Raw genomic sequence first — 13,071 nt, forward strand, 5'->3', positions numbered from 1 at the left:
AGAGGAAAGCGTTCCACATGACTCAAGATTCGCACGCCGGCGAGACCGGCTCCACCTACGCGCCGAATGTGCCCGTGCCCGACGCGCGCCGCCAGTTCCGCACCGGCGACGCCTTCGCGCTATGGTTTTCGCTCGGCATCGGCCTGCTCGTCGCGCAGGCAGGCGCGCTGCTCGTGCCGGGCCTCTCGCTGCCCCACGCGCTTATGGCCATCGTCATCGGCAGCGTGATCGGCGTCGTGCTGCTCGCGCTCGCGGGCGTGATCGGCACGGACACGGGCCTCGCCGCCATGTCGTCGCTGCGCCCGACGCTTGGCGTTCGTGGCGTGTCGGTGCCGGCCGTCATCAACATGGTGCAGCTCGTGGGCTGGGGCTCGTTCGAGATCATCGTGATGCGCGATTCCGCCGATGCGCTCGCCAAACAAGCCTTCGGCCTGTCGATGCCGCTCGTCTGGACCGTGATCTTCGGCGTGCTCGCCACGCTGCTCGCCGTGAGCGGGCCGCTCTCGTTCGTGCGGCGCTTCCTGCGCACGTGGGGCATCTGGCTGCTGCTCGCGGGCGCCGCCTGGCTCACGTGGAGCCTGCTCGTGAAGCAGGACCTGGGCGCGCTGATGCGCCGCCCCGGCACGGGCGAAATGCCGTTTGGCAGCGCCATCGACCTCGTGGTGGCGATGCCGCTCTCGTGGCTGCCGCTCATCGCCGACTACACGCGGTTCGGCCGCAAGGCGGGCGAAACCTTCCGCGGCACGCTGTTCGGCTATGGCATCGCGAACCTGTGGTTCTATGCGCTCGGCGCGATCTACGGCCTCGCCGCGGGCGGCGGCGACGCCCTCCTCACCACGGCGCTCGCGCAGGCCGGCGGCGGCTTCGCGCTGCTGCTCGTGCTGATCGACGAAATCGACAACGCCTTCGCCGATATCCACTCGGCCGCGGTCTCGACCGGCACGTTCTGGACGCGCGCCAGTGTGCCCTGGCTCTCGGCGGCGTTCGGCGCGCTGTGCACGCTGATCGGCCTCGTCGTGCCGATGGCGAAGTACGAGAACTTCCTGCTCTTTATCGGCTCGGTGTTCGCGCCGCTCTTCGGGGTAGTGCTCGCCGATCACTTCATCGTGCGCCGCCGCCGCATCGACACCCAGGCCCTCGCCGATCTGAACGGCGCCTATGGCTATTCGGGCGGCTGGCACGTGAGCGCGTTCGTCGCGTGGGTGGTCGGTTTCGGCGCGTATCAGGCGCTCAACCAGTGGCTGCCGAACCTCGGCGCGACGCTGCCTTCGCTCGTGATCGGCGCCCTGTGCTATCTCGTGCTCGCGGGGCGCCGGCGCGCGGCTTACGCGTAACGCGCCGTACTTTCGCTGGACAATAAAAAACGCCAGGCTTCGCAGCCTGGCGTTTTTGCTTTTGGCGACATGCGCAGCGTCACTCGCAATGGCCGCAGCCGCCGTGCGCATGACCGTGATGGTCGTGATGAGCGTGGTCGTCGGCGGGCAGATGCTGCGCGGCCTGCGCCGTGATGCCCAGGCGCTGCAGCAGCTTGCGGTCGGCTTGCGCCTGCGGGTTGCTCGTGGTGAGCAGCTGGTCGCCGTAGAAAATCGAGTTCGCGCCCGCCATGAAGCACAGTGCCTGGAGCGCGTCGTCCATCTGCTCGCGGCCCGCCGAGAGGCGCACCATCGCCTTCGGCATCGTGATGCGCGCCACCGCGATCGTGCGCACGAATTCGAACGGGTCGATCGGTTCCGTGCCTTCGAGCGGCGTGCCCGCGACTTGCACGAGGTTGTTGATGGGCACCGACTCCGGATACGGCTCCATGTTCGCGAGCTGGGCGATCAGGCCCGCGCGCTCGCGGCGCGACTCGCCCATGCCGACGATGCCGCCGCAGCACACGTTGATGCCCGCGTCACGCACGCGTTCGAGCGTCTCGAGGCGGTCCTCGTAGGTGCGCGTCGAAATGATCTTGCCGTAGAACTCCGGCGACGTATCGAGGTTATGGTTGTAGTAGTCGAGGCCCGCATCGGCCAACGCCTTCGCCTGGTGATCTTCGAGCATGCCGAGCGTCACGCAGGTTTCGAGACCCATCGCCTTCACGCCGCGGATCATGTCCTTGATCGGTTCGAGGTGGCGATCCTTCGGATTGCGCCACGCCGCGCCCATGCAAAAGCGCGTCGCGCCGTTTGCCTTGGCCGCGCGCGCCGCGTCCAGCACGGCGTCGACTTCCATCAGCTTGCCGGCTTCCAGTTCCGTGTCGTGATGCGCCGATTGCGGGCAGTACGCGCAGTCTTCCTCGCAGCCGCCGGTCTTGATCGAGAGAAGCGTGGAAAGCTGCACGGCGTTCGCATCGAAATGCTCGCGATGCACCTGCTGCGCGCGGAACATCAGGTCGTTGAACGGCAGCTCGTACAGTGCGGCGACGTCGGCGACTTTCCAGCGCGCGGCGGCTTCGGCTGCGGCCTGGGCGCTCGGTGCGGTGGCCTTGAGCGTTGTGATGTCGATGTGGGTTTGCGTCATGGTGTCGGGTCCTTCTTTACGTGACTGTGCTTGTCTTGCATTACGCGTTGGCGCGCAGGCGTGCGAGCAACGCATCGATGTTCAGATGTCCGGCTGCGTCGTCGGCGCTCGCACCGCGCATGTGCGGCACGACGCCGACGAGCGGCGCGCCGTACTGGGCGGCGAGGCGCTCGCGCAGCGTGCCGATGTTTTCCTCGGGGAACGTCATGGCCGGGTCGATACGGTTCGCGACCCAGCCCGCGAGCGTCAATCCGCGCGCGGCAATCGCTTCGGCAGTGAGCAGCGCGTGGCTGATGCAGCCGAGGCGCATGCCCACCACGAGCACGACGGGCAGACCGAGCGCGACGGCGAGATCGGCGGTGTCTTCGGTCGGCGTAAGAGGCACGCGAAAACCGCCCACGCCTTCCACGACGACGGCATCCGCGCGCTCGCAGGCCGCCTCGTAGCAATCGACGATGCGCGCCATATCGAGCGTCACGCCTTCGAGCGCGGCGGCGATGTGCGGCGCGGCGGGCTCCTTGAGCAGGAACGGCGTGCGGATCTCGGGCGGCAGCAGCACGCTCGCGGCGGCGTCGAGCTGATCGGCGTCCTCGTTGTGCCACACGCCGTCGCGCTCGTAAGCGCCCGCGGCGATCGGCTTGAGCGCCGTGGCGCGCAGCCCCGCGCGGGCGAAGCCGCGCAGCAGCGCCGCGCTCACGAAGGTCTTGCCGATCTCAGTATCGGTGCCGGTGACGAAAAGCGAAACCGTCATTGCACAAGCTCCCGTGCTTCGAGGCTCGCGCGTTGCAGCGATGCGTTCAGCCGGTCGAGGTCGGCATCCGAATGCGCAGCGGAGAGCGAAATGCGCAGACGCGAGGTGCCCTCGGGCACGGTCGGTGGACGAATGGCGGGCACCCACAGGCCGTCGCGCTCGAGCGTGGCCTGCAGCGCGAGCGTCGCCTCGTTCGCGCCGATGACGAGCGGCTGCACGGCGGTATGCGAATCGACGGGTTGCCAGCAGGTATCGCTGAGCAGCGCACGCGTGCGCGCGATCAGATGTTCGAGATGCGCGCGGCGCGCATTGCCCTCCTCGCCTTCGATCAAACGCAGGCTCGCGGACACCGCATGCGCAACCGCCGGCGACGAAGCCGTGGTGAAGATGTACGGACGCGCACGCTGCACAAGCCACTCGATCACGGTGCCATGCGCGCAAATAAACGCGCCCGACACGCCCGCCGCCTTCCCGAGTGTGCCGACCATCACGAGATGCTCCGAGCGCAGCGCGGCTTGCGCGAGCGAGCCGCGGCCCTGCGGGCCCAGTACGCCGAAACCATGTGCGTCGTCGACCACGAGCCACGCGCCATGCTGTCGCGCGAGTTCGACGAGACGCGCGAGCGGCGCGACATCGCCGTCCATGCTGAACACCGTGTCGCTCACGATCAGCTTCGCGCTCGCGTCGGAGGCTTCGAGCATCGCGGCGAGCGCCGCCATGTCGGCATGCGGATAGATCTGGATGTCGGCGCGCGAGAGCCGCGCGCCGTCGATCAGCGAGGCGTGGTTGAGCGCATCGGAAAAGATCGTCGTGCCGCGCCCCGCGAGCGCCGTGAGCACGGCCAGGTTGGCCATGTAGCCGGTGCTGAAGTACAGCGCGCGCGGCGCAGCGACGAAGGTGCCCGCGAATGCCGCGAGATCGTCTTCGAGCTGGGCGTGAGCGCGCGAGTGTCCACCGAGCAGATGCGAGCCGCCGCTGCCCGCGCCGTAACGCTGCGCGCCTTCAGCGATGGCCGCGACCAATTGCGGGTGCGCGGCGAGGCCGAGATAGTCGTTGCTGGCAAAACCGATAGTCGCGCGGCCGTCCACCTGCATATGGGCGCTGCAAGGCGTCTCGGCGGTGCGGCGGCGCCGGCGCAGGCCGTGCGCGTCGATATCGCGCAAGCCCTGTTCGAGGGTATCGAGCAATGCCATGTCAGAGGTCCTCCGCGACGGTGGCGTCGAAAGTCTCGCGCGTGCGTGCAGCGAGGAACGCCTGCATTTCGTTGTCCAGAATATACGGCGGCATGACGTAGACCGTCGTACCGATCGGGCGCAGCAGCAGTTCGCGCTGCAGTGCGTTTTCGAAGAAGCGGCGCGAAAACGTCGCCGCGCGCTGCGCGTCTTCGAGCGCCACGTCGAACGCGAGAATCGTGCCGCACTGGCGCAGGTTGCGCACGAGCGGATGCTCGGCGAGAGGATCGAACAATTCGCGCAGATGCGCCGATTTGCGCGCGTTCGCAACCAGCACGTCATCGCGCTCGAACAAATCGAGCGTGGCGAGCGCGGCGCGGCACGCGAGCGGATTGCCCGTGTACGAATGCGAATGGAGGAAGCCGCGCGTCGTGTCGTCGTCGTAGAACGACTCGTAGATCGCGTCGCGCGACAGCACGATCGAAAGCGGCAGATAGCCGCCGCTGATGCCCTTCGAGAGCGTGAGCAGATCGGGCCAGATGTCGGCCTGCTCGCACGCGAAGAACGTGCCGGTGCGCCCGCAGCCGACGGCGATTTCATCGGCGATCAGGTGAACGCGATGGCGGTCGCACAGCGCGCGCAGGCCCTCGAGATACGCGGGATCGTGCATCGCCATGCCGGCGGCGCACTGCACGAGCGGCTCGACGATCAACGCAGCGATGCGCCCCTCGCGCTCGATGAAAAGACGCTCGACATCGGCCAGCGCGCGCACGGCGACATCCGCCGCCGTTTGGCCGGGTTGCGCCGCGCGGGCGTCGGGCGAAGCGACCACATGCGCGTGATGCAGCAACGGATCGTACGCATCCCTGAAGAGCTTCACATCGGTCACGCCGAGCGCGCCGATGGTCTCGCCGTGATAGCTGTTGGCAAGGCAGACGAATTCACGCTTGCCGCTCTCGCCGCGGTTGCGCCACGAATGAAAGCTCATCTTGAGCGCGATTTCGACGGCCGACGCGCCGTCGGAAGCGAAGAACGCGTGGCCGAGCACGCCGCCCGTGCGCGCCGACAGCCGCTCGGCGAGCTCCACGGCGGGCTCGTGCGTGCAGCCCGCGAGCATGACGTGCTCGAGCGTGTCGAGTTGCGCCTTGAGCGCGGCATTGATCGAGGCGTTGGCGTGGCCGAAGAGGTTCACCCACCACGAACTGATCGCGTCCAGGTAACGGCGGCCCTCGCGGTCGTGCAGCCACGGGCCTTCGCCGCGTGCGACGGCCACGAGCGGCAGGCGCTCGTGATGTTTCATCTGGGTGCAAGGGTGCCACACGGCGCGCAGGCTGCGAGCGACCCAATCGGTCGCGGCGCGATCTTCGCGGGCAAGGTGAGATTGCGAATTCAAATACGACTCCCGATACGACAGCGGGACCGAGATTAACGTGTTAGCTGCCGCAATGCACTACCCCGGAAATCGCCCTCCAACGCACGGCGGCGCGGCGTTTCGCGCCGTTCGGGACAACTCCGGACCGATGGAAAAGAAAGACCAGAAATGCGCGGAGATGACGACGGCAAAGTGAAGCCGCCTTATGCAAAAAAATCTGCGCGGCGGTGCGAAATTGCAGAACGCGGGACGGCGCGGCGGATATTTTTGGCGACGCGTCCGCCGGCGCAGGCGCGCGAAAGTCAGCCGATAGTGGGCGGCACAACGGGTTGCGTGCGAGGCAATGGGCCGCGCAAAAGCAAAGCGGCCCGCTCTGGGGCCGCAAGCTTCAAACGCGATGGAGAGTGTGAGCCCGGCGCTCGCCGGGCAGCGGTCCTTACCGGCTCGCCAGCGGGTGGTCGCTGTCGTTGGCGGTGTTGTCCGCCGTGGCGCGCGTGGTGTCGCTCTCGTCGGTCTGGGCGGTCTGCGTGCCGCCGTTGTTCCAGACCACCGTGTTGTTGACGGCATAGAGGCGGCAAGGATCGGCGCTGTGCTTTTCACAGTTCGAGATCGCCACGGCCATCGGATTGTCGCCGCCTTCGGCCCACGACCACGCGCCGGAGTCGGACACCGCGAAGGCGCGGCTCGGATACTGCTTGAGGAAGTTGCGATAACCGTCGCGGCCCGCCTGATCGACGAACGGCACCGCGCCGACCGAGTCGATTTGCGCGAAGCCGGTGCCGCGCGGCGCGACCGGCGAGGCCACGCGATACTGCACCGCCGTCGGCAGGCCGCGGTTGGCGAGGAACGCCTCGACCGTCGGCCACCAGATCCTCACGCCGTCGCGATCGCCCACGAGGCGATGCGCGTCGTTCTTGTAGGCGCCGAAGTCCACGAGCTTTGCCGTCGCGGCCGGGTGATCCTCACCCGTCTGCGCGTCGCGGTAAGCGGCGAACATCTTCGCGACGAGATCGGGCGACCAGACCGAGTCGTTGTCGCCGTAGAGCCAGAGCGAGGCCACGCGGGCCTTGCCGCCATAGTCGCCGAATGCCTGCGTCAGGTTGTTCTGCCAACCCGTGCAGGCGTCCTGGCGCAGGCCGCCCGAGAAGTTGATGAGTGCGCGCACGCCGTTGGCCGCCTCGGTGCCATAGGCCATGGTGGCAAGGCCGCCGTGCGAGGTGCCCGCGACGATGATCTGGCTCGCGTCGACATAAGGCTGCTTCGACATGTACGCGATGGTCGAAGCAACATCGGCCGCCTGGCCGAGGCCGTTGTTCGCGACATCGCAGCCGTCCTGCTGATACGAGCCGCCCGACTCCGCGAAGCCCTGGCGGTTCGGCGCGACGACGACGTAGCCGCGGCGCACGAATTCGCGCGCGAACGAGAGCGGGTCGCTGCGTGACTGGAGGTGCGGGTCGCCGGGAATCTTGCCGTGGTTGAAGATCACCATCGGGAACGGGCCGGGGCCGTTCGGGCGGTAAATCGTGGTTTCGAGCGTGACGTCACCCGATGCATCGACGGGAACGCGGATCACCTGCTCGTTCATGCTGGCGGGCACGACGGGCAGATACGCGTCGTCGAGCGCGATGCGCGGCACGTTGGCGCTGCCGAGGGGACCGCCTGCGAGGCTGGATTGGGGGCCGTTGGCGGAATGCGTGGCCGGGGTGTTGGCGGCGAGTTGCGCGTTCGCGCTCGCACTTGCCGGATCGGAAAGCGACGCTGCGTGAGCCACCGAAAGCACACACGCGGTGCCGGCTACGACCCATCCGGTAAGGAGCTTCCTGAACGCCATGCGCTACACCACCTGCAAAAGACCTGCTGCTGTGAATCCGACAACCGTCCGACCATTACCCACGCTTCAGCCCTTTCAGGGCACAACGAGACACCGTTGCGCCTGGCCGCGACGCCAGGAGCGGGCGTGTACCCGTAACGTGGAATTGCATCGATCGGAACACCTGCGCGGCGCAGTTCTATCGTCGATCAGACCCGCCGCCAGCACCCGTTGCAGTCGATACACGCATCACGTGAAGAAACTTCTTCACTATGCACTTACGTATCGTGCGGGGCACCGTGATTAGATACTCGCACGACAAATATTTGTTGTGCAATTCAGGGCTAACCCGGCATAACGCATGCCAACCTCGCGCGGCCCTACGAGGCAAGGCGGACACAGCACTTTCGGCACGCGCCGGACGTGCGCGTTTTAAAAAAGGTCCGGGTGGTGAGCGTCGCGCGCGGACAACAGCCGCGGGATTCTGCAGTAAGCGCCTGTTTGCAAAGGCATTAATTTTGGCGTCGTTAGAGAGAACCGGCGAGGGAATTCGCTGCGGAAAATATTGCCGGCAGTCAGTTATTCGTTAGCCCGACGAAACGTCGCCGTCAACATAACGCCAGCGGCCGTCGTCGCCGCGCGTAAAGCGGCTCGTCTCGTGCAGCCGGAACGCGCGGCCGCCCGTTTTGTAGCGCGCGACGAATTCGACGATCGCGTGCGCGTCGTCGCGTTGTTCGTGGCGCTTCACCGCGAGACCCAGCCAGCGCGGGGCGCCTTCGGCTGCGGGATCGACGTCGAGATCGGCGGGACAGGTTTCGGGCGCCCACGTCGAGCGCAGATACGCCTCCTCACCCAGCACGTAGGCCGTGTAGCGCGAGCGCATCAGCTCGAGCGCCGTGGCGGGGATCGCCGCTGCGTCGATGAAGCGGCCACAGCACTGCGCGTAACGCGGCGGCTTGCTGACCGCCTTCTGGTTGGGCGCAGCGCCGCCGCAAGGACAATCGGTGGGCCGGGTGGCGGGCGAGACAACGCGCGCGGTTTCAGCGTCCATGGGTCGAGGCTCCGTTGCGAGAGGCCGCAAGCGTAGCGCAGACGGGCGGCGCTTTACCAGTCGAGTTCGGTGCCGTCGTACTGGAAGAAGCGGCCATTGAAGACGTCGCGCGCGGCGGCCGCCTCGGCCACCACCTCGCGCATGCCGGCGACGCTCACCGCCGGGTCGATCGCCGCGCGCGCGCCGCCCATGTCGGTGCGCACCCAGCCCGGATGCAGCGCGACGCAGGTGGCGCGGCGAGTTTGCAGCGAGGTGATCTTCAGCACGTCGTTGAGCGCGGCCTTGCTCGCGCGATAGAGCCAGCCCGTCGTGCCCGTGGTCTCCGCAATGCTGCCCATGCGGCTCGACAGCACGCCGAGCACGCCGTGGGCGTCGTCGACGAGCGGCAACAGAACGGGGATCAGTTGCATCGGACCGCGCACGTTGGTGTTCATCACGTATTCGAAGTCTTCGGCCGTGATGGTCTCCACGCCCTCGGTGCGCGGGCCGTAGACGCCGCAGACGACGAGCGCCACGTCGAGCCGTTCGCCGTCGAGCTTCCAGCCGAGCGCAGCAATTTCCTCGGGCCGCGCGATGTCGAGCTGGAAGGTCTGCGCGCCGATTGCGCGCAGGGCTTCGAGCGCTTCGGGCCCGCGCGCCGTGGCCAGCACGCGCCAGCCGGCTTTCGCATACTGCCGCGCGAACTCGAAACCCAGGCCCCGCGACGCGCCCACGATCAACGCTGTTTTCATCTCGTCACCTTGCTTGTCCGTGCATGGAAACCGCTGCAGCGCGCCGCCTTGCAATGCGGCGCGCTTCGTCTGGCGCCAGCCTACAGCAGTTCGACGCCCATCGCCGTGGCCTCTCCGCCGCCGATGCACAACGTCGCCACGCCGCGTTTGCCGCCGCGTGCGCGCAATGCGCCGATCAGCGTCACGAGAATGCGTGCGCCCGAAGCGCCGATCGGGTGACCGAGCGCACACGCGCCGCCGTTCACGTTGACCTTCTCGTGCGGCAGATCGTGCTCCTTCATCGCGGCCATCGTGACCACGGCAAAGGCCTCGTTGATCTCGTAGAGATCGACGTCGCCCGCCGCCCAGCCGGTCTTCTCGAACAGCTTCCTGATCGCACCCACCGGCGCCGTCGTGAACTTCGCGGGCTGCTGTGCAAAGGTCGAATGGCCCGTCACGCGTGCGAGCGGCTTGAGGCCGAGTTGCTTCGCCGTCGATTCGCGCATCATCACGAGCGCCGCCGCGCCGTCCGAAATCGACGACGAATTCGCCGCCGTCACCGTGCCGGTTTTGCTGAACGCGGGCTTGAGCGTCGGGATCTTGTCGAGATTGGCCTTGAACGGCTGCTCGTCGCGTTCGATGGTCGTTTCGCCTGCGCGCGAGGCCACCTTCACCGGCGCGATCTCCCATGCGAACGAGCCGTCCTCGTTGGCGCGTTTCGCGCGCTTGAGCGACTCGATCGCGAACGCGTCCTGGCGCTCGCGCGAGAAGTCGTACTCGCCCGCGCATTCTTCCGCGAACGTGCCCATCAGGCGGCCCTTGTCATAGGCGTCTTCGAGGCCGTCGAGGAACATGTGGTCGAGCACCTGGCCGTGGCCCATGCGCATGCCGGAGCGCGCCTTCGGCAGCAGATAAGGCGCGTTCGACATGCTCTCCATGCCGCCCGCGACGATCACATCGGCCGAGCCCGCCAGCAGCATGTCGTGCGCGAACATCGCCGCGCGCATGCCCGAGCCGCACATCTTGTTGACGGTCGTGGCACCCGCTGCGAGCGGCAGCCCCGCGCCGAGCGCCGCCTGGCGCGCGGGCGCCTGGCCCTGCCCCGCGGGCAGCACGCAGCCCATCACGACCTCGTCGACCTGTTCGGGCTTCAACCCGGCGCGCTCGACGGCCGCCGCGATCGCCGCCGCGCCGAGCTGCGGCGCGGTGAGCGTCGCGAAATCACCCTGAAAACCCGCCATCGGCGTGCGCACCGCCGAAACGATCACGATGGCGTCCTGCTTTTGCGTCTCACTCATGTTTGTGCTCCTTGATGAATCCGTTTGCATTCGCTGTTGGCCGCACGCGCGTTCAGGCAACCCGCACGACCGGCGCGTCTTCACGCGCGAAACGTTCCGGGTAACACACGCTGAAACGAATCGATGCGTCGTAGGGAAAGCAGTCCGGCACTTCGCCCGCGATGAGCCTCGCGCGGCTTTCCTGCCAGAGCCCGGGCTCGAAGAAGTCCGCGTGATGGGCGAGAAATGCGCGCTTCACGCGCGGATCGCCGAGCAAAAATGTGCCGTACGTCTCCGGAAAGATGTCGCGCGGGCCGACCGGGTACCATGGCTCGCCCGATAGTTCGTCTTCCTCATTACGCGGCGGCGGCACGGCGCGCACGTTGCAGTCGGTGAGGTATTCGATCTCGTCGTAGTCGTAAAACACCACGCGGCCGTTGCGCGTCACGCCAAAGTTCTTGTAGAGCATGTCGCCCGGAAAGATGTTCGCGCGCAGCAGGTCCTTGATCGCGTTGCCGTATTCGCGAATGCCATGCTCGACTTCCGCGTCGCTGCCGTTCTGCAGATAGAGATTGAGCGGCACCATGCGCCGCTCGATGTAGACGTGACGGATCACGAGGTTATCGCCCTCGTACTCGAGCATCGAGGGCGCCAGCGTCTGCAGCTCGCGCACGAGCGCGTGGTCGAGCCGCGCGATGGGCAGCGCCACGCTCGAATATTCCAGCGTGTCGGCAAGGCGCCCAAGCCGGTCGTGGCGCTTCACGAGCTGATACTTCGCTTCGACCTGCTCGCGCGTAGTCTCTTTCGGCGCGGGAAAGCTGTCCTTGATGACCTTGAACACATACGGATACGAAGGCAGCGTGAACACGATCATCACCATGCCGCGGATGCCGGGCGCGACGATGAACTGGTCGCTCGAATGCGAGAGGTGGTGCAGCAAGTCGCGATAGAACAGGTTCTTGCCCTGCTTCTGCAACCCGAGCGACGTGTAGATTTCGCCTTTGGCCTTGCGCGGCATGATGGTGCGCAGAAACTCGACATAGGCAGACGGCACTTCCATGTCCACCAGAAAGTACGAGTGCGAGAAGCTGAAGAGGATGAGCAGCTGCTCCGTGCGCAGCAGCACCGTGTCCAGTGCAAGCTTGCCCGACTCCACATGACGGATCGGCACGACGAACGGCGCGAGCAGATCGCCGTTGATGATGCGCCCGACGATATACGCGCCTTTGTGCCGGAAAAACAGCGACGACAGCACGTGAATCTGGAAGTTCGGCTTGGGCTCGACCACACCAAAGGTGTCGAGCATCGTCTGCATGATGCAGTCGACGTCGCGCCCGAGATCCTCGAACGGCGTCTGCAGCTGGAAGTTCGTGACGATGCGCTCGAGCGTCGCCGCGACGCCGTCCTTGCCCGGATAGTACGCGCGGTAAGTGGGCTTCGCGGCGGGCTCGTCGTTCTCGATGTATTCGGTCGAGATGGCGGGCCGCACGAAGATGAAATCGTTGTTGAAGTACGAGCGATGCAGGATCTTGCAGCACACGGAGTTGAAGAACGTCTCCGCGCATTCGGGCTGCCGGTGCGTCGTGAGCAGGCCGATGTAGTGCAGCTTGATCTGCTGCCACACCTCGTCGTCGATGCTCTCGGCACCGTATTCGTCTTCGAGCGCGACCACGCATTCCTTCACGCGATCGTCGTAAGAGGCGATGCGCTCGCGCGCAAGCTGCTGCAGGGCGCGCCAGTCGGCGGCCTCGAAGAACGTCCGCGCCCTCGCCGCCGCGTCGCAGAAGTTGTGGTAGTGACGGTTGAAGCCGTCGAGCATGGTCTGCGCGACATCGAAGCCGATCTGCGAAGAAAGCAGTTTCGGGAAGTGTTTCATGGCGGCCATGCCCGTTGCGCGGGCGTCAGGGTTTCGCGCGAGCGGCGGCGGGAGCGTCGCTTTCGTGCGCCACATTCCTGTCGAGCAGCGCGCGCGCCTGGGACTCGTACTGCGCGAGGTCTTCGAGCGTCGCGTCGAGGTCCGCGCGCTGGCGCTCGAGTATCTCGCGGTGATGCACCACGGTGTCGAGGAACGCCTGGAGTTGCGGGAGCGTGTCGGTCGGCGACTCGTATAGGTCGAGCAGCGTGCGGATCTCCGAGAGCGTGAAGCCGAGGCGCTTGCCGCGCAGCGTCAGCTTCAGCCGCGTGCGATCGCGCCCCGAAAAGACGCGCTTCAGGCCACCCGCGCCTTCCCGGCTGGGTGCCAGAAGGCCCTGGTCCTCGTAGAAACGGATCGCGCGCGGCGTTACGTCGAATTCCCGGGCGAGTTCGGTAATCGTGTACTGGGTCGTCATGGTGTGCGAAAGGCGGCTGGCCCGGCTGTTGTCTGCACGACAGCGCGAGGGACGATAGAATCGACGTTTACGTTATCGTCAAGTACGCGGTTACGCAAC

General features: G+C 66.6%; 11 protein-coding genes. 1 reads left to right on the forward strand and 10 read right to left on the reverse strand.

The features are described 5' to 3' along the window. The first annotated feature begins 17 nt into the window (after nucleotides 1–17). Complete coding sequence (gene cytX, locus AB4Y36_RS01720) at nucleotides 18–1,334, forward strand: putative hydroxymethylpyrimidine transporter CytX (RefSeq protein ID WP_069262700.1); 1,317 nt, start codon at nucleotides 18–20, stop codon at nucleotides 1,332–1,334. A gap of 79 nt (nucleotides 1,335–1,413) precedes the next feature. On the opposite strand, the gene bioB is transcribed toward cytX, so the two are convergent. From bioB to AB4Y36_RS01770, 10 genes are all read right to left on the reverse strand, one after another. Then, on the reverse strand, nucleotides 1,414–2,499 hold the full coding sequence (bioB, locus tag AB4Y36_RS01725) for a biotin synthase BioB (RefSeq protein ID WP_368682171.1): 1,086 nt from the start codon (nucleotides 2,497–2,499) through the stop codon (nucleotides 1,414–1,416). 40 nt (nucleotides 2,500–2,539) lie between these two features. After that, nucleotides 2,540–3,250, reverse strand: coding sequence for a dethiobiotin synthase (bioD, locus tag AB4Y36_RS01730; protein WP_368603996.1), 711 nt, complete (start codon nucleotides 3,248–3,250; stop codon nucleotides 2,540–2,542). Continuing rightward, a complete protein-coding gene (gene bioF, locus AB4Y36_RS01735; RefSeq protein ID WP_368682172.1) occupies nucleotides 3,247–4,443 on the reverse strand; it encodes an 8-amino-7-oxononanoate synthase in 1,197 nt (398 codons plus the stop codon). The genes bioD and bioF overlap by 4 nt, the downstream gene beginning before the upstream one ends. A 1-nt stretch (nucleotide 4,444) precedes the next feature. Next, entirely contained in the window at nucleotides 4,445–5,815 is a 1,371-nt protein-coding gene (gene bioA, locus AB4Y36_RS01740) for an adenosylmethionine--8-amino-7-oxononanoate transaminase (protein ID WP_368682173.1), read from the reverse strand. A 415-nt stretch (nucleotides 5,816–6,230) separates the two neighbouring features. Beyond that, on the reverse strand, nucleotides 6,231–7,625 hold the full coding sequence (locus tag AB4Y36_RS01745) for a dienelactone hydrolase family protein (RefSeq protein ID WP_368682174.1): 1,395 nt from the start codon (nucleotides 7,623–7,625) through the stop codon (nucleotides 6,231–6,233). Nucleotides 7,626–8,190: 565 nt separating this feature from the next. Further along, nucleotides 8,191–8,655 (reverse strand): YchJ family protein, encoded by a 465-nt coding sequence (locus AB4Y36_RS01750; protein WP_368682175.1) that lies wholly within the window; start codon nucleotides 8,653–8,655, stop codon nucleotides 8,191–8,193. Nucleotides 8,656–8,708: 53 nt separating this feature from the next. Then, a complete protein-coding gene (locus AB4Y36_RS01755; RefSeq protein WP_368682176.1) occupies nucleotides 8,709–9,386 on the reverse strand; it encodes an SDR family oxidoreductase in 678 nt (225 codons plus the stop codon). Nucleotides 9,387–9,466: 80 nt separating this feature from the next. Continuing rightward, nucleotides 9,467–10,663 carry an acetyl-CoA C-acetyltransferase gene (locus AB4Y36_RS01760; RefSeq protein ID WP_368682177.1) on the reverse strand — a complete coding sequence of 399 codons (1,197 nt, stop codon included), beginning with the start codon at nucleotides 10,661–10,663 and terminating at the stop codon, nucleotides 9,467–9,469. A 52-nt stretch (nucleotides 10,664–10,715) separates the two neighbouring features. Then, nucleotides 10,716–12,518: a bifunctional isocitrate dehydrogenase kinase/phosphatase gene (gene aceK / locus AB4Y36_RS01765; protein WP_368682292.1), complete on the reverse strand. Its 1,803-nt coding sequence runs from the start codon at nucleotides 12,516–12,518 to the stop codon at nucleotides 10,716–10,718. 25 nt (nucleotides 12,519–12,543) lie between these two features. Beyond that, complete coding sequence (locus tag AB4Y36_RS01770; RefSeq protein WP_342948533.1) at nucleotides 12,544–12,972, reverse strand: MerR family DNA-binding transcriptional regulator; 429 nt, start codon at nucleotides 12,970–12,972, stop codon at nucleotides 12,544–12,546. Between the last annotated feature and the right edge of the window lie 99 nt (nucleotides 12,973–13,071).

Origin of the sequence: Paraburkholderia sp. BR10936 (assembly GCF_040965735.1) — a bacterium.
Classification (GTDB): Bacteria; Pseudomonadota; Gammaproteobacteria; order Burkholderiales; family Burkholderiaceae; genus Paraburkholderia; species Paraburkholderia nodosa_A.